The organism is Flavobacterium sp. FG68 (assembly GCF_057808895.1).
Map to the genome: position 1 here is coordinate 90,925 of NZ_JBMDIY010000006.1, position 21,085 is coordinate 112,009.

Below are 21,085 nucleotides of genomic sequence, written 5' to 3' on the forward strand. Positions count from 1 at the left end.
TAATAACCACAAAAAATGGATTTAAATTTAAAAAATAAGATTGTTGTCGTTTCCGGTTCTGCTGGAAAGGAAGGCAGTATTGGAGAAACAATTATTAACCGAATTGCAGACGAAGGTGCGATTCCGGTTTTGGTTGACAGAAATGCAAGAGGTTTCGCTTACGCGGAAGCTTTCCAAAAAAGAGGAATAGATTCTTTATTTGTGCAGACTGATGTTACTGATCCTGTTGAAATCGAAAATGCTGTAAAAACAATCGTGGCAAAATACGGAAGAATCGATGCTGTTATCAATAATGTTGGTGTAAATGACGGCGCAGGTTTAGACGCTTCTTACGAAGAATTTATGGATTCTTTAAAACTGAATGTAGTAAGTTATTTTTTGCTGGTTAAATATGCGCTTCCGTACTTAAAAGAAACAAAAGGAAATATCTTAAATATTGGTTCAAAAGTAGCTTTAACAGGGCAGGGTGGAACTTCGGGTTACGCTGCTGCTAAAGGCGGAGTTTTAGGACTTACAAGAGAATGGGCCGTAGATTTGATTCAATTCGGAATCCGTTCGAATGCGATTATTATTGCAGAAAGTTATACTCCGGCGTACGAAGACTGGATTAAAACATTGGCAGATGGAGAAACCGTTTTAAAGAAAATCAATAAAAGTATTCCGTTTGAAGGCAGAATGACCAAAACAGAAGAAATTGCAGATACGGCGCTTTTCATTATTTCTGATCGTTCTTCGCATACTACAGGACAATTTGTTTTTGTTGATGGCGGTTACGTGCATTTAGATCGTGCTTTAATCAACGATGTAAACTAATTCATAATGAATAACCGAATTGATTCTCATCAGCATTTTTGGAAATTTGATCCCGTTAGAGACAGCTGGATCGATGAAAGTATGTCGAAAATTCAAAGAGATTTCCTTCCGGAAGATTTATTGCCACTGCTTAAAGAAAACAAATTTTCGGGTTGTGTAGCGGTTCAGGCAAGTCAGTCTGAGGACGAAACCAATTTCCTTGCAGATTTGGCTTCAAAAAATGATTTTATAAAAGGAATTGTAGGCTGGGTTGATCTTCGTGCAGATAATATACCAGAACGTTTACTTCATTTTTCTTCGAATAAAACTATTAAAGGTTTCCGACATGTTGTGCAAGGCGAAGCCGATAATTTTATGTTTAGAGAAGATTTTCGAAACGGAATTTCTGCTTTAAAAGAGTTTAATTTTACGTACGATATTCTGATTTTTCATCGTCAGTTACCGGCTGCGATAAGTTTGGTAAGAGATTTTCCAGACCAAAAGTTTGTGATTGATCATATTGCGAAACCTGATATTAAATCAGGAAGCATTGATTCGTGGAAAAAAGGCATCGAAGAAATCGCAAAATACGACAATGTATGGTGTAAAGTCTCCGGAATGGTAACAGAAGCCGATTGGAAAAACTGGAAACCAGAAGATTTAAAACCGTATTTAGATATAATTTTTGAAAATTTCTCAACAGATAAATTGATGTATGGTTCAGATTGGCCTGTTCTAAATGTGGCTTCTGATTATAACGAGGTTGTAAAAACTTTAGAGGATTATATTTCGAAATTTTCTATCGAAGATCAAAATAAGATTTGGTTTGAAAATGCGGTTTCGTTTTATAATCTCTAATAGATTTTTTGCCACAGATTAAAATGATTTTTACAGATTTTTTACTCGTAAACTTGTCAAACATAGCCCGTGGTTTCAACCACGGGAACATAATATGAGACGTGACAATATTGCGACCCCGTGGTTGAAACCACGGGCTATGTTTGAAGATAGAGGGGCTAGTTTGTCATTTCGACCGAAGGGAGAAATCGCACTCGAAATTCCGCAATCTGGTATCGCCAATCTTTGTCGATTATTCTAGTGAGATTGCTTCGTTCCTCGCAATGACATCCCTAATTCTTCAAAACATCATTGCCAGGATCCCATTTCTTTTGCCAGGCTGGATATTTCTTCAAAACTTTTTCCGGTTTATCGGTATACCACGCATAACCGCTTCTGCGCTCTCGGCTTACTTCTGCTAAAGAATACAAAAACTGACTGTCTCTATCGCAAAATAAAGGTTTATGAGTTCCTAATTCATAATATCTCGTCCAGATTGGCGGTGCAGTAGAATCTGTTACGATACGCACATCATTGGTGATTTTTTTGTATTTAGATTCCATTTCGGGAGCCTTGAAACTTTCAACTCTTGTGTTGTAGATTTTTGAATCCTGAAACCATTTTACGGCACTTTGCACCGAGTTAATTATCTTTTCATTCGGATTATCGATTGCCATTAAAAACAGGACAACATCAACACTTTCGGCATTACAGATACTTGGCGGTTCAAACTTACGTGCCCATGCCGGTAAAAGTGTAATTTCATCATGCTGCTGACACCAGGCCGTTAGTTTTCCATCGTCTTTAATCTGCATTTTTAAAATACAGTCAATTCCTTTTTCGTATGATGCCGTTACTTTTTTTCTGGTTTTAGCATCGATAAATGCAAAATCAGGATCGTTGTTTACTATCTTTTTCAAAAGATTCATAATGCCCATATAAGCGCCATCATTAAAGGTAATATGTCGGCTGTAACCTTTTTCTAAAGGAGAATATTGAGGCCATCCACCGTTATTGTATTGCGCTTCCAAAATAAAATCAATTCCTTTTAATGCACCGTCTTTGTATTTTACCTCTTTAGTCAAAGTATAAACCTGAGCCAGATAATTGACATGCGTATAAGTCGTTTCATTGTCAAAAGTAGTATGCAGAATGGGTTTGGTTTTAATAACCGTATCGATTTGTTTTGGAGTCAGAATCGCTTTCATATCGTAATTTTTCGGCCATCCACCATTATTACGCTGAAAAAGCAAAATATTATCAGCGATTTTACCATAATCTGTTTCAGCATATTGTGGATGATTCGGAACCGGATTTACAATATTGGTCGCATCTTTAATGTGATACCAATGATTGGTTCCATCTGTAAAAGGTTTTGTGCTGATTTCTGATTTTTCTTCTTTGTTATTTTGTGCATTCGAATGTAGAAACGAAAAAGCACACAGACTTAAAACAACTGCTTTTGAACTATTGATAAAATTCATTTTTGAAATTGGGATTAAAATTTTACAGCTCCTTTTGGAACATCATTTCCAAGCGTCGTTGTTTTAGAAAAATCTAGATTTCTAGAAGAAACCAATTCGATATTAGCGTTTCCTTCACCATTGATATTTACAGCTTTTGGAGAAGTAGAATTGAACTCAATATCTTTTAAAGACATATTTTTTGCGTTGTAAATTTCGAATATAGTATTGTCTTTAATATCCAGTTTCGCATTGCTGATTTTGATTCCATTCGCGTCAATAATCGAAAATCCTTTTTCTGCCGTAACCGTTAAGTTTGAGATTTCGATATTCTCTAAATTCATTTCGGGAAGACCTTGTAAAAATACCGCTTGCTGCGCACCTTTAATCGTAATGTTTTTGATGGAAATATTTTTAAACTGAGGCGTTTTTTCATTTACCGGAACCGCTTTTGTACTAACTGTATTTCCGCCTTCGGCCAAAGTTTCCGCGATCGATTTTCCTCCATAATATAAATCAAAAGAAATAGCCTGAGAAGGAATATCAGTCATAAAAATATCTGAGATATAAATGTTCTCTACAATTCCGCCGCGTCCGCGGGTACTTTTAAAACGCAAACCAACATCAGTTCCCATAAAAGTACAATTGGAAACATGGAGATTTTTTACACCGCCAGACATTTCACTTCCAACTGTTACACCGCCGTGTCCGTGATATACAATGTTGTTTCTTACGATAATATTTTCGCACGGAATTCCTCTTTCACGTCCATCTTTATCTTTACCGGATTTAATGCAAATAGCATCATCACCAACATCAAAACTTGAATTTTCGATCAAAACATTTTTGCAGGATTCAACATCAAGTCCGTCACCATTTTGAGAATACCAAGGATTACGAACTGTTATATTACGGACAATTAATTCATCAACCATTAAGGGATGAATATTCCACGCCGGAGAATTTTGAAAAACAGGTCCATCAAACAAAACTCTTTTACTATTTTGAATGCTTACTAAAACAGGGCGAAGAAAATCATGAATAGCTTCAAAATCTTCTTTGGTTTTTAAATCAGGACGAACATTTTGGTCAGCACCTTTAGCGCCTTTTAAATATTGTTCAGACGGATACCAGCTGTCTTTCTTTTCATTTAAAACACCACCCGAAGCCACAAATTTTTTCCATTGTTCATCTGTTAATTTACTTTTTTTAACTTGTCGCCAGGCTTCGCCAGAACCATCCCAAACACCATTTCCGGTAAAGGCAACATTCTCTAAGTTTTTGCCATAAATAGGTGAGATACAACGCCAAGTATTCAAACCTTCAAAACTGGTTTCGATTATTGGATATAAAGTTTTATCTGTAGAAAATTTGATTAAAGCTCCTTTTTGTGCATGTAATTCAATATTGCTTTTTAGGATAATTGGCCCCGTAAGCCAGATTCCAGGCGGAATAATAACTTTCCCGCCACCTTTTTTAGAAACAGCATCGATAGCATCGGCGAAAGCCTTAGTATTTAAAACATAACCGCCATTAACGGCACCAAAATCTTTTATGTTTACGCTCCTTGAAGGGATTTTAGGCTCGTTAATTTTTACCATTTTAAATTCAATGTTTTTGTAAACATTTAGTTTTTGAGCAAAACCTGTAGTAGATAAACTCGTTACCAAAATGATTATAACGGTGCAAACAAGGTTAATTCGGTTAGTTTTCATTCTTATTGTATTGTGGTTATTATTTTCTTCGGAATGCTAAGTCAGTCTTTTATGTGTTAATTTTTTATTCAATGAATAAAAATACTGTTTTATAAATTATAATTTATAAATGTAATCGATTACACAAATCTATTAAAAAAATATTATGAAACGACAATTTTGATAAGTTTATCACAGATTTTTTGAGAATTTAACTTTTTTCGAATGCAAAACGAAAGAATATTTAAAAGTTAATTTCCCGATTTTGATTTATAAAACCGAAGGATCATCAATATTACAGGAGGGTACAGGATGCATAGTTGTTTATGTTCGATTAAATTGTGCCGTATATTTAATTTAATTGTTAAAAATAATCAGAATGTAAAATATTTAGTATTTTAAATTTAGTTTCTGATAAGTTTAATGATGAAAAAAAGAAAATAATGCGTTTAATTCCTTTCAACAAATTACTGGTCGTTTTTTTAATGGTATTCACTCTGTTTTCAGCAAATGCGGCTGAAATTTGGGTTTCATCATCAGGAAAAGATTCGAATCTCGGAACAAAATCAAATCCGCTGGCAACGGTTCAAATGGCAATGCGAAAAGCCAGAGAACTTCGTCGTTTAAAAGATCCATCAATAAAAGACGGAATCCGAATCATTGTAATGAATGGAATTTATTATTTAAACGAACCATTATTTGTGCGTCCTGAAGACTCTGGAACTGCAGAAAGCCCAACAACAATTGAAGCTGATGTAAATGCAAAACCAATTATAAGCGGCGGAATTGAAATTAAAAATTGGAAAAAAATCAGCATTTTAAATGGCAAAAAAGGAACATTCTGGGTTGCCGATGCGCCTCAAAAAGCAGGTTCATTAATCAATTACAGACAATTATGGGTAAACGGAAAAAAAGCCGTTAGAGCCAAAAATACCGCAGGAAATGCAATGGACAGAATTTTGTCTTGGGATCATGAATCGCAAACCTGCTGGATTCCGTTTAAAGACAAGTCGGTTAAGTTCGAACCGGGAATGGAAATGTTTATCGTACAATGGTGGTCGATTGCGAATCTTCGAATTAAAAATATTGAAGTACAAAAAGACAGTGCCAGACTTTCGTTTGAAGAACCAGAAAGCCGTATTCAAAGTGAACATCCGTGGCCAGCGCCGTGGATTTCTAAAAACAACGGAAACTCAGCTTATTTCTTAAACAATGCTTTTTCGCTTTTAAATGAACCGGGAGAATGGCATTTGGACAAGAAAAATGCTAAAATCTATTATATTCCAAGAGCTGGAGAAGATATTAATTCGGTTACCGTTACGGCTCCAGTTTTAGAAAATCTGGTTGAAGTAAAAGGAACAATCGATTCTCCTGTGAGCCATTTTAGATTTAAAGGAATTTCATTTCAGTACAGCAACTGGCTTCGTCCTTCTCAGCAAGGTCATGTGCCGTTGCAGTCTGGATTATACTTGTTGGATGCTTATAAATTAAAAGTTCCAGGAACGCCAAATCAGGCGAATTTAGAAAATCAGGCTTGGGTGGGAAGACCACGCTCGGCAGTTGAAGTAAATTATGCCAACAATATTCAGTTTGAATCATGCCGTTTTGAGCATTTGTCTTCGACTGGTTTAGATTTAAATAAAGGAACAAATCATAATATCGTAAAAGGAAATTTATTTAAAGATATTGGCGGAAGTGCCATCAATGTTGGGATTTTCTCTGAAGAAGCTTTCGAAGCACATTTGCCTTTAATTATAAAAGATGAAAGAGAAATGTGTTCGGATGAAGTAATCGCTGATAATTTACTTACCAACGTAACCAATGAAGATTGGGGAACTTTAGGAATCAGCGCTGGTTTTGTTCGAAATATTACAATTGAACACAACGAAATTTCGGATGTATCGTATTCTGGAATGGCGATGGGCTGGGGTTGGACGCATACGCCAAACGTGATGCAGAACAATAAAATTCTGGGTAATAAAATTCATCATTATGCGAAACATTTACATGATGTTGCTGGAATTTACACGCTTTCTGCTCAGCCAAACAGCCGAATCGAAGAAAATTATATCAACAAAGTTTACAACAGTCCGTATGCACACGATCCATTTTTATGGCTGTATTTATATACCGATGAAGGAAGTGAAGGTTTTACAATAAAAAACAACTGGATTGCCGAAAAGAAAATCCTTAAAAATCATAATGGTCCAAAAGGAAATATTTGGGAGCATAACGATCCGTATGTTAGCTCTAAAATTAAAGACAATGCCGGAATCAGAGCGCCTTACAAAGATTTAGAAAAGGAAGTTGTAATTGATGAAAAATGGGGATTGCAGGAAATGCCAAAACCATATGCGATTGAATTGATCGGTTCTGATTTTGATATCGAAAAAATCAAATCGACTTTAGTTGGTTTTAGAATTGTAGGTCAGGAATTGTATCAATGGAAAAATCATTTGGTGATTTACGGAAAAATGAATCAGCCCGAAAGAACAAAGCGTAAACTGGCAGGTGCTTTTCCTTCTTTAGAAATTAAAATCTATGATGATTTAGTTTACGATTTCCAAAATTTCGAAAGATGTAAAGACTCAAAACCAGCATCAGATTGGGAAAATGTGGTTTTAACAGCAAATCTTCCTGCCGGCGAAAAATTGCAAAAAGAATACGTGGATTATCATAAAACGCAATTTGAAAAATGGCCAGAAGTAGCCAAAGGTTTCTGTAATGCCGATTTTCAGCAATTGCAGGTTTTCAAAAAAGACAGACAATTAATCTTAGTAATCAGTATTCCGAAAGGAGAAAATCTGGATAAACTAAATCCAAAAACAACCCAAAATAATCCACGTGTAGACGAATGGAACGCCTTAATGAAAAAATACCAAAGCGGAATCGAAGGCGCGAAACCAGATGAAACCTGGATTTTCTTAAACAAAGTAGAAGCGAAATAGTACGTTACGTTAAACCCGACAGGTTTTTAAAACCTGTCGGGTTTGTAATGCAGAAAATATTTTGCCACAGATTAAAAAGATTTTTCTAATCTGTGAAAATCGTTTTAATCTGTGGCAAGAAAAAAAATCTAAAATCTAAAATCAACAATCTAAAATAACCACAACCAATGTTAAAAATAGCCATTCTAGGACTTGGAGAAGGACGAAGCACGATGTCGGCTGCTATAGAAAGTTCAAAACTAGAACTCGTTAAAATATGCGATCGAAACGAAGAATTGTGTAAACAGCGAGCAAAAGAATTCGATTTTCATTCGTACACAACTAATTATGATGATTTATTGAATGATGAATCAATTGATATTATCGCGATTTATACGCCAGATCATTTGCATGCACAACATGTGAAACAAGCTTTACTGCACGGAAAACATGTCGTTTGTACAAAACCGTTTATTGATGATCTTTCTGATGCAAAAGAACTCTTAGAATTAAGCAAATCAACAGGAAAGAAAGTTTTCATTGGTCAAAGTTCTCGTTTCTTTGAACCAGCCAAAAGACAAAGAGCCGATTATGAAGCAGGTTTAATTGGAGTTTTAATTACGATTGAAGCTCAATATCATGCCGATCACAGATGGTTTTTGAAGAAAGAATGGTCGCTTTTACAATCGTTTAAATGGTTGTATGGAGGTTTGAGTCATCCTGTAGATTTCATCAGATGGTATTTGCCAAATATTCAGGAAGTAATGGGTTACGGAATGATCAGCAGTAACGGACAAAATGCAGGATTGAAGAATGAAGATACAATGCATTTTATCTTCAAAGCAACGGATGGAAGAATCGCCCGTGTAAGCGGTGTTTATACTTCGCCGACTCAGCCCGCACAACGCGACAGTGGAATGAGCACGATTTTAAGAGCTACAGAAGGAGCCAGTCAGGCCGATTACCATGAATTGCGTTATGCCGTTACAGATAAAACAGGAGAAGAAAAAGTAATTACTTGGGGGGACAGTACGATAAAATATTATTTCCGTTTTGAAGGACAAAGTCATCACGGCGGGGAATATCAGAACTATTTAGAATATTTTACAGATAGTATCGAGCAAGGTTTTGAAGCTTATCCAAATATGGAAGAAGGAATTGGAACCGTTGCTTTATTACAGGCAATGGATAAATCTTTGCAAACTGGAATGCCGGTTAAAATTGCCGATACTCTTAACGAATACGGACTATGAACAGTATCTACGATAAATTAACCACGCTCGATTTTGTAATTGTTGCCAGTTATTTAGTAGCTTTATTGGTCATTGGATACGTGGTAAGTATGAAACAGAGAAAGAAAAATGAAACGCTTTTTCTGGCCGGAAACTCCTTAAACTGGTACAGCATCGGGTTTAATATGTGGGGTACCAATGTTGGGCCTTCGTCATTACTGGCTTTCGCGAGTATAGGTTACGCTACGGGAATTGTAGCCGGAAATTTCGAATGGTACGCTTTTGTGTTTTTACTGCTTTTAGCAATGGTTTTTGCGCCAAGATATATTGCCAGTAAAGTAAGTACGATGCCCGAATATATGGGAAAACGCTACGGCGACAGTACGCAGAATATATTAGCTTGGTACGCTTTGGTAAAAATATTAGTGAGCTGGTTGTCTTTAGGATTATTCAGCGGAGGCGTTTTAGTACGCCAGATTTTGGGAATCCCGATGTGGCAGAGCGTTACCGTTTTAGTGATTTTCTCTGGAATATTTACGTTTGCCGGAGGATTAAAAGCGATTGCAAAAGTGAATGTTTTTCAGATGATTTTGCTGATTGTAGTTTCATTGACACTTTCCTTTTTAGGTTTGCAAAAACTGGGAGGAATCGATGTTTTAATAGCTAAAACTCCTTCAAACTTTTGGAATTTAGTTCGTCCTTCAGATGATGCGCACTATCCGTGGCCGGCTATTTTATTGGGATATCCTGTTGCTGCGGTTGCTTTTTTCTGTACCGATCAATCGATGGTACAGAGTGTTTTAGGAGCTAAAAATCTGGAACAGGGACAATTAGGCGTAAACTTTATTGGATGGTTAAAAGTTATGGCTTTGCCGTTGTTTATTCTTCCCGGAATTTTGTGTTATGCGTTATATCCAGAATTAGGAAGTAATTCTGATTTGGCTTATATGACCATGGTTACGAACCTTTTCCCAAGCGGAATGAACGGTTTGGTAATCTGCGTGATGATCGCGGTTTTGGTGGGAACAATTGGTTCTTCGTTAAACGCTTTAAGCACCGTTTTTACGAATGATATTTATGTAAAGAAAATCAACCCAACAGCGACGATTCAAGATCAAATTAAAATTGGCCGTTTAACAATTGCTGCTGGATGTGTGTTTGCGATTTTGATTGCCGTTGCGATTGACAATATCAAAGGACAGAATTTATTCAACATTTTTCAGGCGGTTTTGGGTTTCCTGGCGCCTTCGTTGTCTGTTGTTTTCCTTTTGAGTGTTTTCTGGAAGCGCACCACCAAAAAAGCAGTAAATGCAACGCTTTCTTGGGGCTCGGCCTTTAGTTTGTTTGTTGGGGTTTTATATCTATGGATTTTTCCTGCGGATAAATATCCAGCTTGGCCTCACTTTTTATTGATTTCCTTTTACATTTTTGCTGTGCTTTTAATTACAGCAGTGATTATTTCTTTAACCGATAAAAATCCTGAAGTTAATGTTTCAGATGAAAGGGATATTCCTAAAACTAGCAAGAAGGTAAAGCTTTTATTTGGTTTGTTGGGGTTGATGATTTTGGTTTTGTATTTGGTTTTTAATGGGAATTGAATATTTAAAAATTTTATAAAAAGCGCTTTCTTACTAGAAAGCGTTTTTTATTTTTATCAAATAAAGAATAGTGAAAACGCGTGTAAATACGTATGAATTTAAGGAGAATAAATAGTAGGTTTGTTTATGTAACTTTTTGGTAAATCAAAATTTTATAATTTATAAGTTTGTTGTCACCAATTTCTATAAAAAGCAGTTAATGAATATTATTGAAGAATTTATTAAGCAGTATAACAAGGAATATGATTATTACCAAAAGTTATCGCAAATAATTGCAACGAAAATTGAAGATCAGTTGTCTAATAGAGGAATTAAGGCAATAGTATCATTTAGAGCTAAGAAACCTGACAGATTATTTGATAAGTTAGTTAAAAGAAATGAATCAAAAAAATATAAAAATATCCAAGAGATATATAATGATATCGTCGATTTATCAGGCGTAAGAGTGTCATTATATTTTCCTTCTGAGAGAGAATTATTAGATGAAATAATTAATGATATATTTGACGTAAAAGTAAAAAAAATATTTCCTAATGAAACTCATAAACCAAAGCATGAAAAAAGATTTTCAGGATACTGGGCAACTCATTATAGAGTGAATTTAAAAGAAAATTCCGTTTTAACTAATCGATATATGGATTCAACTACTGAAATCCAAGTTGCATCAGTTTTAATGCATGCATGGTCGGAAGTTGAGCATGATTTAGTTTATAAACCATATTCAGGGGATTTGTCTAAAGAAGAACTAGCAATTTTAGACGAAATAAATGGATTAGTCTTATCAGGTGAAATTGCTTTGGAAAGACTTCAATCTGCAATGGCAGAAAGAACACGAAAATCCAATAAAGTTGATGATAAATATGAACTGACAAACTATATCTATACCAGATTTAAGGACAATGATAAAATAAGATTGGGAAATACTAATTTTATTAATAATTTAATGAAGTCTAATAAGGATTTGGACATCAATTTATTAAATGAATATTTATCACTTATAAATTTAGATAATAAAGATGATACTATTGCAAATCAACTATTTGATATTTACATAAGCAATAATAAAAATATAGATGAAAAGTCGATAAAAAATTATATTAAAGATTTAAATTTATCTAGTTCAAAAGCGACTAATTTTGAAAGTTTCATTAATTGCTGGAAATTATTGAATGAAGCGTCAGATCATTTTGTAAACAATGGGAATGAAAGTAAGAATATAGTAATTCCTCTTGTTAAATTTAAATTGTTATATGAAAATAATGTCCTTAATAGTTTTGAGTATGATGAATTATCAAGGCTACGATTATTAAGAAATGATATGATTCATAAACTTAATGCCCCTAACTTTCTAGATTCTGATTTTAAAATTCTTTTAGATATAACCGAAACAATAATTGATAAAATTGAAGTTAAGACGGTAAGAGATAAGTTAAAAAAAGAATTAAAAAAATTACAACTTTAATCTTTGGTAGAAAATTAAATTGATTTAGATATAAGTTATCAGAAAACGCGTTTAGATATAAACGCGTTTTTATTTTGTAGAAACCAACAACTCCCGAATATCAACCTTCAAATATTTAGAAACCTCATAAAGTGTTTCAATAGAAGGCTGAGCTTCATTTGTACACCAACGAGAAACAGTTGATACAGTTTTACCTAAATGATTAGCTAATTCCTTACTAGTTCGATTGTTTTCAACCAAAACAACTTTTATTCTATTTAACTTAAGTTTCGACACAATGTTGATTTATTGACATTTCATGCAAATATCTTATAATTTAAATATAATAAAAAGTATACTTGAAATACTTAAAATTGCCCTAAAACAATAATTTATTGTCTTAAAAATATTATTTGTAGTATAATTTTCACTATTTTTGTTTCAATGAAAGAAAAAATAAAATGAAACAATCAGCGAAAAGACGATTAAAAATACAGCCAAAACATATTGCAAGATCATATCATCGATACGTTATATTTCCAGAAATTCGTCTTTGCGGAAAATGGCTTCAGAAAATTGGTTTTAATTACGGGAATTTCGTAACGATTGAACATCAGCAAAATAAAATCATTATTACAACCAATAATGAAATTGAAACGAAATAAAAATCATCTATTTAAACATAACCCGTGGTTTCAACCACGGGGACGCAATGTATAACATTCTGTTTATCAAAATACGTTTTCGTGGTTGAAACCACGGGCTATGTTTTGAAAAAGATTATAAATAATAATGCGAAGCTATTTTATAAGTTGCCTCCAGTTTTAACTGGAGGTATATTTAAAAAGAATAGAAAAAGGCTTTAGCCAAATTGTAGATATTTTGGCTAAAGCCTTTTGAGCTTTATATTTTTTCTCATCCCGATTTATCGGGACGCAATTAAATCTTATTTTTTTAATAAAAACTTTGCGTCTTAGCGACTTTGTGGCATAAAAAAATCACTCAAGCTTCTTTTTCTTCTCCAAATTAGGCAAGAACCCAGTAATAACACCAATTAAAGGCAGAAACGCACAAATCTTAAATACATATTCAATACTTGTAGCATCGGCAATTTTTCCTAAAATAGCAGAACCTAAACCGCCCATTCCGAAAGCAAATCCGAAGAAAAGACCCGCAACAAGTCCGACTTTTCCGGGCATTAATTCAGTTGCATAAACTAGAATTGCTGAGAATGCAGAAGAAAGAATCAATCCGATAATTACAGATAAAGTTCCAACCCAGAATAAAGAAACGTAAGGAAGTAACAAAGTAAAAGGAGCAACGCCAAGAATTGAAACCCAGATTACATATTTTCTGCCGTATCGATCGCCAATTGGCCCTCCAATTAAAGTTCCAGCTGCAACAGCGCCTGAAAACAAGAACAGATAGACTTGCGACTGCTGAATTGAAATATGGAATTTGTCAATCAAAAAGAAAGTGTAATAGCTTGTGATACTGCTCATATAGAAAAACTTAGAGAAAATCAGAATCAATAAAACAACTAACGAAACAGTAGCTTTATTTTTTGATAAATGATGCGTTTCAACTTTATATGCCGATTTATTAGCATTTCTCTCGGACAAATGTGCGGTGTACCAAATGGCAATTTTATACAATGCAAAAATGCCGACTAAAGCAATAATGCAGAACCAAGCGACAAAACTCTGTCCGTGTGGAATAATGATAAACGCTGCCAATAAAGGACCAATAGCGCTTCCTGCATTTCCTCCTAATTGAAAGATAGACTGCGCTAAACCTTTTTTTCCGCCTGAAGCTAAATGGGCTACACGAGAAGATTCTGGGTGGAAAATAGAAGATCCAATTCCGATTAAACTTACCGAAAGCAGCAAAAAGGTAAAGTTGGTCGAAATAGAAACCAAAAATAATCCAATCATTGTAAAACACATTCCGACAATTAACGAATACGGTCTTGAATTTTTATCGGTATACATTCCCACAAACGGCTGTAAAATAGAGGCAACCATTTGGTAAGTCAAAGTAATAATACCAATTTGAGTAAAACTTAAACTGAAATTTTCTTTTAAAAGCGGATAAATTGAAGGAACAACAGCCTGTAAAAGATCATTAATTAAATGAGAAAAACTGATGATGAATAAGATCGAATAAGTGGTTTTTTTTACTATGTCAGGATTTGCTTTAATAGTTTCCATGAGATATTTTTTGATTTTTAAATTAGGTTAAAAAACAACAGCTGTATTATTTTTTGCAAAGATTAAAAGAATACTAATGTCAGAATTGCTATATTTGGACAATGAATAACCAGATTCGGACATATCGAATGGCGCAGGAACATGGATACAGAGTTGATCCATCGATTCCTGTTATTGGCTACACCGAAATGGTAACCAATGAAATGTGTATTTCGCACTCACATCCACGTGGACAACTTATTTATGCGACACGTGGTGTAATGAATGTTGTCGTGGGCAATCATATTTGGGTTGTAAATCCGTTGCAGGGCTTGTGGCTTCCGGGCGGAGTAGAACATCAGGTTACTTTTCAGAAAGACGTTAATTACTACAGCGTTTTTATCGATCCATCGGCAATTGAAGGATTGCCGACAAATAGTTTTTCCTTTGATATTCCGATGTTTTTAAAGCAGTTGGTTTTTAAAATTATTTCTTTTGGAGTTGAAGGAAATCTTACGCCATCGCAAAAAAGAATTAGTGACGTTTTTTTAGACGAATTAGCTTTAATTGAGCCAAGTGCAACTTTTCTCCCAACAACCAATCACGAAAGACTTCAAAAAGTTGTTGAACTTTTAATGAATGATGTTTCAAGCAAAAACACAATAGAATATTACGCCGAACTTTCTTTTATGAGCACCAGAACTTTGTCTCGCTTGTTTATTAAAGAACTGGGAATGAATTTCAGCGACTGGCGTACCAGATTAAAGTTGTTAGAAGCCATAAAACGTTTAGGTGAAAAGCAATCTATTAAAGAAATTGCCTTTAATTTAGGTTACGAAACTACAAGTGCCTTTATTTATATGTTTAAGAAACATTTGGGTAAAACGCCTTCTAACTATATTTTAGAAGATGAAAATGAATCTGAAAGGATGATTGCTTAGATTATAATTTACACAAAAATAACCACAATCATTGTCATTTCGACGAAGGAGAAATCTTCGCAAGTAACTCCGCAACGAATGTTCAATCTTTGTCGAGCTTCTTGTTGAGATTTCTACTTCGTCGAAATGACAAAAAACACTAAAATAATTAGAATCCGTCTCATCAGTGTCCCATAAAATTATAACATCATTTTTTTTAGTACTAAAAAAGTGATACCTCATAATTTTTACCTTAAAAAATTATCAATAAGTATTATTTTTTATGAAATAGCAGGATAGTGCAGGTTGTGAAATGTAAAGATAACACTTATCTTTAGTCCCAAAATAAACTTACTATGCTAAACCGCTTTTCCATTTTTAAAATTTTACTTCTTTTTGTTGCTCTTTTTTCTTGTTCGCTGTCATCAGCACAGGAAAAACCAAAAGAAGCGACATGGATCTGGTATCCAGGGGATTTTGAAGTTTGGTTAAGCAATAAAATGCAGGTAAGACGTACAGAACGTGAAGCAGTATTTCCGCCACTTTGGCAATACTACAGTCCTTATGCCTTGGTCACTTTTCAGACAGAAGTAGATATTCCAAAGCCAGATGAAGTGAAAATCTTCTCAGAAGGACCTTTTCAATTACTTCTTGACGGCGTTCAAATTTACGGACAGCCAAAATCGATTACAGTTCCTGCTGGAAAACACAAAATTTCTTTTAAAGTTTACAATCAGGAAGTATTGCCGGCTATTTATATTGCTGGTAATTATGTTAAATCTGATGCGTCTTGGAAAGTAACCAACGAAGATAAACTTTGGATTGATGAAACTGGAAAAGCACAACAATCTGGTACACCGTGGGTTCCTGTTGGTTCTTGGAATTTTAATTCACCAGAAAATAAACCTTCTGGATTTAAACTTACAACTAAACCTTTGAATGCTAAGAAAACAGAAAAAATAGGTGCAGGTCAGTTAGTAGATTTTGGCAAAGAAACTTTCGGTTACATTAAAATTCATGGTTTAAAAGGAAAAGGTAAAGTAGCACTTTACTATGGAGAATCTCGTGAAGAAGCACTGGATTCTGCCAAATGCGAAACTTTAGATCATTTATCTTTTGATGGAAATCAGCCTCAAACTTATACACATGATGGCTCGAAAGCATTCCGTTATGTTCAAGTGCAAGCAGATGCAGGTGTCAAATACGATTCTATTTCGATGTTGTATGAATATTTGCCATTAGACTATCGTGGTGCATTTAAATCTTCGGATGAACAATTGAATAAAATTTGGGATGTGTCGGCTTATACGATGCATTTAACCTCTCGTGAATTTTTTATAGACGGAATTAAACGTGACCGCTGGGTTTGGTCGGGCGACGCTTATCAAAGTTATTTAATGAATTATTATTTATTCTTTGATTTGGCTTCTGTAGAACGAACGTTGTTAGCGCTTCGCGGAAAAGATCCTGTAACGGCTCACGTCAATATCATAATGGATTATTCACTCTATTGGTTTGTAGGTGTTTACGATTACTATTTACATACAGGCGACACGAAATTCATCAAAACTTTTTATCCAAGAATGAAATCGCTTATGGATTTCTGTTTAGAAAGAAGAAACAAAAACGGATTTTTGGAACCATTAGAAGGCGATTGGGTTTTTATTGATTGGGCAGATGGATTACCAAAAACAGGCGAAGTTAGTTTTGAGCAAATGCTTTTAGCAAGAAGTTTAGAAGCCATGGCTGTTAGTGCAGAAATTGCTGGCAAAAGTGAAGACCAAAAACAATATCAAAAATTAGCTGCTGACTTAAAAACAAAGCTATTTGATGTATTTTGGGATAAAATAGAAAATGTCATGAAGCACCAGCGTATAGAGGGTAAAATGCAAAATATTGTAACCAGATATGCTAATATGTTTGGTATTTTCTTTAATTATTTTACTGAAGAACAAAAACAAAGCGTAAAAAATAAAGTACTACTAAATAAAGATGTACTTCAAATCACAACGCCGTACATGCGTTTTTATGAGTTGGAAGCGTTGTGCGCGATGGGCGAACAAGATTACGTTTTAAAAGAAATGAAAGATTATTGGGGCGGAATGCTGAATGAAGGTGCAACATCTTTCTGGGAAGAATACAATCCAAATAAAAAAGGAACAGAGCATTTAGCGATGTATGGTCGCCCTTATGGGAAAAGTCTTTGTCACGCTTGGGGAGCAAGTCCGATTTACTTATTAGGAAAATATTATTTAGGTGTAAAACCAACAGCTCCCGGTTATTCCCAATATGAAATCAAACCAAATCTTGGCGGTTTAAAATGGATGGAAGGAAAAGTACCAACACCAAACGGAGAAGTTGCTGTGTATTGCAGTACCAAAGAAATCAAAGTAAAAGCAGGCGAAGGAGAAGGAAAATTGATTTTTGAAAGTTCATCTAAACCAAAAACAAGTTCGGGAACGATTACAGAATTAGCAAAGAATAAATATCAATTGATTGTAAAACCGAATGTGGAGTATAAAGTGAGTTATAAGGCTTTGTGAGTTATGAGTGATTAGTAATTAGCCGCTAGTTTATAACGTCTAGTTTGTCATTCCGACGAAGGAGACCCGAGCGATAGCGAATAGGCGAAGCAAATCCCACTCGTAACCACAAAGATTATCACGTACAGTTTGTCATTTCGACGTAAGGAGAAATCTTCGTAAGTAGCTCCGCACCGAATGTCGCCAATCTTTGTAGAGTTTCTCGCGAAGATTTCTCGTTCCTCGAAATGACAAGATTGAAGAAATTCAGAGTCAATAAAAATAAAAAAACAATGTTTTCAAAAAATAAAATACACAACTTCAAATTAAAAACCGCTTTCCTAATGCTGTTTGTAACCTGCATCCAAGCCACAGCACAAACGGCATGGAAACCAGCATCATTTGAAATCGTAAAATCCAATTACAAAACATTCAAAACCACCCAATATGCTCATGTTTTCTCAGGAAGCAAACAAAATATTGTTCGTTTAGCTCCAGAATTGCAAGGTTTGACTGGGATTGAACTTCCTTTAGATAAATATAAAAATGGAACAAATTCTCCATTACAATTAAAGTTTAAAGAGCCAGTTCATGTTTTAATTGGTGTTTTTCAGGATAAAAATGCGGAATATCTTCAGGCAGATAAACTTCAAAATGCCAAATTAATTTTAGAAAACGGATTGACGATTACAGGTTTACCTCCATTAAATGTATATGCGGTTTCTTTTTCAAAAGGAACACAAACATTAAATCTTGGAAAAGGATTATTTGCTGTTTTAGGAGTTGTAAAAGCTTCTGAAAAGCTAGAACCAAGAAATGCCAATTTTCCAGACGGAAAACTTTGGAACCCAACCTTTATCGTTGAAGGATTTTCAGATGAAAAACCACTTTTCGAAATTATCGGTGGAGAAAACAAACCTGTTATTGATGAAGGAATGTCAGGAACAGAAGGCATTCAAGGTGGTTTTGAAGGCGGACGAGTAGTAAAAGTCGGCGATACCTATCATATGTTTCCAACCGAAAGAGCTGGAGAAAAAGGTGTTGATTACTATTACGATCGTGTAAAAACAAGAATCGGACATTGGACAAGTAAAGATGCAATTCATTGGAAAAGAGAATCTACAATCTATCAAGCCAGCGGAACTTACGCAGTAACCGAAGACGATAATCCGATGAATGATCGTCGTGCAGCTATTTGGTCTTATATGCCAATTTTTAATGAAAAAGCAAACAAATGGTACGGCTATTATTTGGCTTATACCGTAAGTAAAGAAATAGAACCGAATCACTCTTTCGGAAGAATTTGGCGTTGTGAATCAACGGTTGAAGGAATCAACGGAATTGGTGGGCCGTATAAAGATATGGGAATTATTATGGAACCAGGATTGGATTCTCAGCCTTGGGAAGGACGTCAGGGTGTTGCTTCGTTTTTTCCGTATCAAGTAGGAGATAAATATTTCGGATTTTATAGCGGTGCATATCCGTTTAATTCTTGGGCAGATTATCCGAAGAAATCAGGAAAAGGCTGGTTTGTGGCTTTAGCTGAATCCAAAAGTTTAGAAGGCCCTTGGTTGAGAATGAATAAAGGTTTGGAACCAATTAAAACCATGCATCCACTTTTTGTTGAAAATCCAATTGTAAGTCAATTGCCAAACGGAATGTACATTGCTATTTTCGACGGAGGTCCAGACGGCTGGGGACATCATTTACCAAATATGATTGCGTATTCATTATCAGTAAACGGCGTTAATTGGGCAGAAGCACATTATCTTCCAATAGAAACTAAAGTCGATAAATGGTGGGATATTATGAGAACACCTTTGTGTTTAATCCCAGAAGGAAATGATGTTTACACAATCGTATACAATGCAATCGATTTGAAGAGAAGATTTCATCCAACAGGAATGGTAAAAGTAAAATTGAATAAAGATGTAATGGATTCTCGTTTAAAAGAATTGAAGAAATAAAAGAGAGTCGGAAGAAGAAAGATGCAAGAAGCAAGATTTTAGAATATAGAAAATAGAGTATAGAATATAGAATATAGAAACTTTGCGACTCTGCGACTTTGCGAGATTAAATTGTTCGCAAACAAAACAAAAAAACTTAGAGCCTTAGTGCCTTCGTGGCAAACCAAACATAACCAAAATGAAAATTAAATATCTAATCCTAGCCATTTCGGCACTAGCCATAACCAGCTGTGCAATCAAATACAAGAAAAGAGGAATTACCGACAACGTAATGCAGGAGATTTACGAAGAAATCAAGACGCCTTATAAATACGGTTTGGTGATGGTTCCCACAGACAACTCATATAAAATGGATTGTCCTAGTGTATTTAGGAAAGACGGAAAATGGTATATGACGTATTTAATTTATGACGGAAGAGGTTATGAAACGTGGTTAGCAGAAAGTGACAATCTTTTAGACTGGAAATATCTGGGAAAAGTAATGTCATTTTCAGAAAATGAAAAACACTGGGACGTCAACCAAAAAGCAGGATATATTTCGTTGCAAGATCCAACTTGGGGCGGAAGCTACGAATGGGAAAAATACGATGACAAATACTGGATGAGTTATTTTGGCGGAGACAGTAAAGGTTACGAAGCTGGAGTTTTATCAATCGGAATGGCGTATACCAAAGAAGCACCGACAAAACCGCACGAATTTCAAAGATTAGAAAATCCAGTTTTAACTCCAAAAGACAAAGACGCCAGATGGTGGGATAATAGCACGATGTACAAAAACAGTGTTATTCGTGATAAAGACAAAGTTACAGGACACAATTTTATCATGTATTACAATGCCCGTGGCGATAGTTTAAATCCGGCTAAAGGCGCTGAGCGTATTGCTATGGCAGTATCAAACGATATGAAAACATGGAAGCGTTATGGCAATAAACCTTTAATCAACCATCATAAAGGAATTTCGGGAGATGCTTATATTCAGCGAATTAATGATACTTGGGTAATGTTCTATTTTGGAGCTTTCTGGACGGGTTGGAATCAAGGCGCATTTAACCGTTTTGCAGTTTCAAATGATTTAGTAAACTGGACCGACTGGAAAGGCGACGATTTAATCAAATCATCTGAACCTTACGATGATATGTTTGCCCATAAATCTTTTGTAGTAAAACATGATGGTGTAGTATATCATTTTTACTGTGCTGTAAACAAAGCCGAACAAAGAGGAATTGCAATTGCAACGTCTAAAGATTTAGGGAAAAGCAAATTGAATTTTGTGGCACCTCCTGAAAAAAAAGTAAAGAAGTAAAAATATAGATATAGTCCCTACGGGACATTTTTACAGGTCTGATTTTTGGTTACCGATATCTAATCTCTATGAGATATTCCAATAGAGTTTAATATTGTAATGCTGATTTAATATCGTCTGGAAATCAACAATATTAATCTCTACGAGATACTCCGATAGGAGTTAAATATTGGTAGAAAAATGATTACCGAAAAACAAAT

Annotated in this window: 15 protein-coding genes; 11 read left to right on the plus strand and 4 right to left on the minus strand. The window is 34.9% G+C overall.

Annotation, left to right across the window (positions count from 1 at the left end; all coding sequences use genetic code 11):
• Positions 1-15 precede the first annotated feature (15 nt).
• Together ACODSB_RS05845 and ACODSB_RS05850 are read left to right on the plus strand one after the other, a co-directional pair.
• Positions 16-813 carry an SDR family oxidoreductase gene (locus tag ACODSB_RS05845; RefSeq protein ID WP_291148357.1) on the plus strand — a complete coding sequence of 266 codons (798 nt, stop codon included), beginning with the start codon at positions 16-18 and terminating at the stop codon, positions 811-813.
• 6 nt (positions 814-819) lie between these two features.
• Positions 820-1,650: an amidohydrolase family protein gene (locus tag ACODSB_RS05850; RefSeq protein ID WP_488936339.1), complete on the plus strand. Its 831-nt coding sequence runs from the start codon at positions 820-822 to the stop codon at positions 1,648-1,650.
• A gap of 272 nt (positions 1,651-1,922) precedes the next feature.
• Here ACODSB_RS05850 and pelA read toward each other — a convergent pair whose 3' ends face one another.
• Positions 1,923-3,113, minus strand: coding sequence for a pectate lyase (gene pelA, locus ACODSB_RS05855; protein WP_488936340.1), 1,191 nt, complete (start codon positions 3,111-3,113; stop codon positions 1,923-1,925).
• Between the two features lie 14 nt (positions 3,114-3,127).
• Positions 3,128-4,807, minus strand: a complete 1,680-nt coding sequence (locus ACODSB_RS05860) for a glycoside hydrolase family 28 protein (protein ID WP_488936341.1) — start codon at positions 4,805-4,807, stop codon at positions 3,128-3,130.
• A 422-nt stretch (positions 4,808-5,229) separates the two neighbouring features.
• Here ACODSB_RS05860 and ACODSB_RS05865 point away from each other — a divergent pair, with 422 nt between their 5' ends.
• The 4 genes from ACODSB_RS05865 (at position 5,230) to ACODSB_RS05880 (ending at position 12,005) form a co-directional block, all read left to right on the plus strand.
• A complete protein-coding gene (locus ACODSB_RS05865) occupies positions 5,230-7,734 on the plus strand; it encodes an L-rhamnose mutarotase (protein WP_488936342.1) in 2,505 nt (834 codons plus the stop codon).
• A 167-nt stretch (positions 7,735-7,901) separates the two neighbouring features.
• Positions 7,902-8,966: a Gfo/Idh/MocA family protein gene (locus tag ACODSB_RS05870; protein ID WP_488936343.1), complete on the plus strand. Its 1,065-nt coding sequence runs from the start codon at positions 7,902-7,904 to the stop codon at positions 8,964-8,966.
• Positions 8,963-10,543: a sodium:solute symporter gene (locus ACODSB_RS05875; protein WP_488936344.1), complete on the plus strand. Its 1,581-nt coding sequence runs from the start codon at positions 8,963-8,965 to the stop codon at positions 10,541-10,543. The genes ACODSB_RS05870 and ACODSB_RS05875 overlap by 4 nt, the downstream gene beginning before the upstream one ends.
• Before the next feature lie 199 nt (positions 10,544-10,742).
• Entirely contained in the window at positions 10,743-12,005 is a 1,263-nt protein-coding gene (locus ACODSB_RS05880; RefSeq protein WP_488936345.1) for a GTP pyrophosphokinase, read from the plus strand.
• A gap of 69 nt (positions 12,006-12,074) precedes the next feature.
• On the opposite strand, the gene ACODSB_RS05885 is transcribed toward ACODSB_RS05880, so the two are convergent.
• A complete protein-coding gene (locus ACODSB_RS05885) occupies positions 12,075-12,281 on the minus strand; it encodes a helix-turn-helix transcriptional regulator (protein WP_056254593.1) in 207 nt (68 codons plus the stop codon).
• A 164-nt stretch (positions 12,282-12,445) separates the two neighbouring features.
• Here ACODSB_RS05885 and ACODSB_RS05890 point away from each other — a divergent pair, with 164 nt between their 5' ends.
• The gene (locus tag ACODSB_RS05890; protein WP_089056467.1) at positions 12,446-12,649 is read left to right on the plus strand and encodes a SymE family type I addiction module toxin; all 204 of its coding nucleotides are present in this window, start codon (positions 12,446-12,448) and stop codon (positions 12,647-12,649) included.
• Between the two features lie 333 nt (positions 12,650-12,982).
• Here the strand turns inward: ACODSB_RS05890 and ACODSB_RS05895 are convergent, their stop codons facing one another.
• Complete coding sequence (locus tag ACODSB_RS05895; protein ID WP_488936346.1) at positions 12,983-14,194, minus strand: MFS transporter; 1,212 nt, start codon at positions 14,192-14,194, stop codon at positions 12,983-12,985.
• A gap of 101 nt (positions 14,195-14,295) precedes the next feature.
• On the opposite strand from ACODSB_RS05895, the gene ACODSB_RS05900 reads away from it, so the two are divergent.
• The 4 genes from ACODSB_RS05900 (at position 14,296) to ACODSB_RS05915 (ending at position 20,885) form a co-directional block, all read left to right on the plus strand.
• Positions 14,296-15,114, plus strand: coding sequence for an AraC family transcriptional regulator (locus tag ACODSB_RS05900; protein WP_488936347.1), 819 nt, complete (start codon positions 14,296-14,298; stop codon positions 15,112-15,114).
• 335 nt (positions 15,115-15,449) lie between these two features.
• The gene (locus ACODSB_RS05905; protein ID WP_488936348.1) at positions 15,450-17,636 is read left to right on the plus strand and encodes an alpha-L-rhamnosidase-related protein; all 2,187 of its coding nucleotides are present in this window, start codon (positions 15,450-15,452) and stop codon (positions 17,634-17,636) included.
• Between the two features lie 272 nt (positions 17,637-17,908).
• Positions 17,909-19,582 (plus strand): hypothetical protein, encoded by a 1,674-nt coding sequence (locus ACODSB_RS05910; RefSeq protein ID WP_488936349.1) that lies wholly within the window; start codon positions 17,909-17,911, stop codon positions 19,580-19,582.
• Positions 19,583-19,760: 178 nt separating this feature from the next.
• Complete coding sequence (locus ACODSB_RS05915; RefSeq protein ID WP_488936350.1) at positions 19,761-20,885, plus strand: glycoside hydrolase family protein; 1,125 nt, start codon at positions 19,761-19,763, stop codon at positions 20,883-20,885.
• The last annotated feature ends 200 nt before the right edge of the window (positions 20,886-21,085 follow it).

Coding starts and splice junctions, on each gene's coding strand:
- ACODSB_RS05845 (WP_291148357.1), top strand. CDS start 16: ATGGATTTAAATTTAAAAAATAAGATTGTTGTCGTTTCCGGTTCTGCT.
- ACODSB_RS05850 (WP_488936339.1), top strand. CDS start 820: ATGAATAACCGAATTGATTCTCATCAGCATTTTTGGAAATTTGATCCC.
- pelA (WP_488936340.1), bottom strand. CDS start 3,113: ATGAATTTTATCAATAGTTCAAAAGCAGTTGTTTTAAGTCTGTGTGCT.
- ACODSB_RS05860 (WP_488936341.1), bottom strand. CDS start 4,807: ATGAAAACTAACCGAATTAACCTTGTTTGCACCGTTATAATCATTTTG.
- ACODSB_RS05865 (WP_488936342.1), top strand. CDS start 5,230: ATGCGTTTAATTCCTTTCAACAAATTACTGGTCGTTTTTTTAATGGTA.
- ACODSB_RS05870 (WP_488936343.1), top strand. CDS start 7,902: ATGTTAAAAATAGCCATTCTAGGACTTGGAGAAGGACGAAGCACGATG.
- ACODSB_RS05875 (WP_488936344.1), top strand. CDS start 8,963: ATGAACAGTATCTACGATAAATTAACCACGCTCGATTTTGTAATTGTT.
- ACODSB_RS05880 (WP_488936345.1), top strand. CDS start 10,743: ATGAATATTATTGAAGAATTTATTAAGCAGTATAACAAGGAATATGAT.
- ACODSB_RS05890 (WP_089056467.1), top strand. CDS start 12,446: ATGAAACAATCAGCGAAAAGACGATTAAAAATACAGCCAAAACATATT.
- ACODSB_RS05895 (WP_488936346.1), bottom strand. CDS start 14,194: ATGGAAACTATTAAAGCAAATCCTGACATAGTAAAAAAAACCACTTAT.
- ACODSB_RS05900 (WP_488936347.1), top strand. CDS start 14,296: ATGAATAACCAGATTCGGACATATCGAATGGCGCAGGAACATGGATAC.
- ACODSB_RS05905 (WP_488936348.1), top strand. CDS start 15,450: ATGCTAAACCGCTTTTCCATTTTTAAAATTTTACTTCTTTTTGTTGCT.
- ACODSB_RS05910 (WP_488936349.1), top strand. CDS start 17,909: ATGTTTTCAAAAAATAAAATACACAACTTCAAATTAAAAACCGCTTTC.
- ACODSB_RS05915 (WP_488936350.1), top strand. CDS start 19,761: ATGAAAATTAAATATCTAATCCTAGCCATTTCGGCACTAGCCATAACC.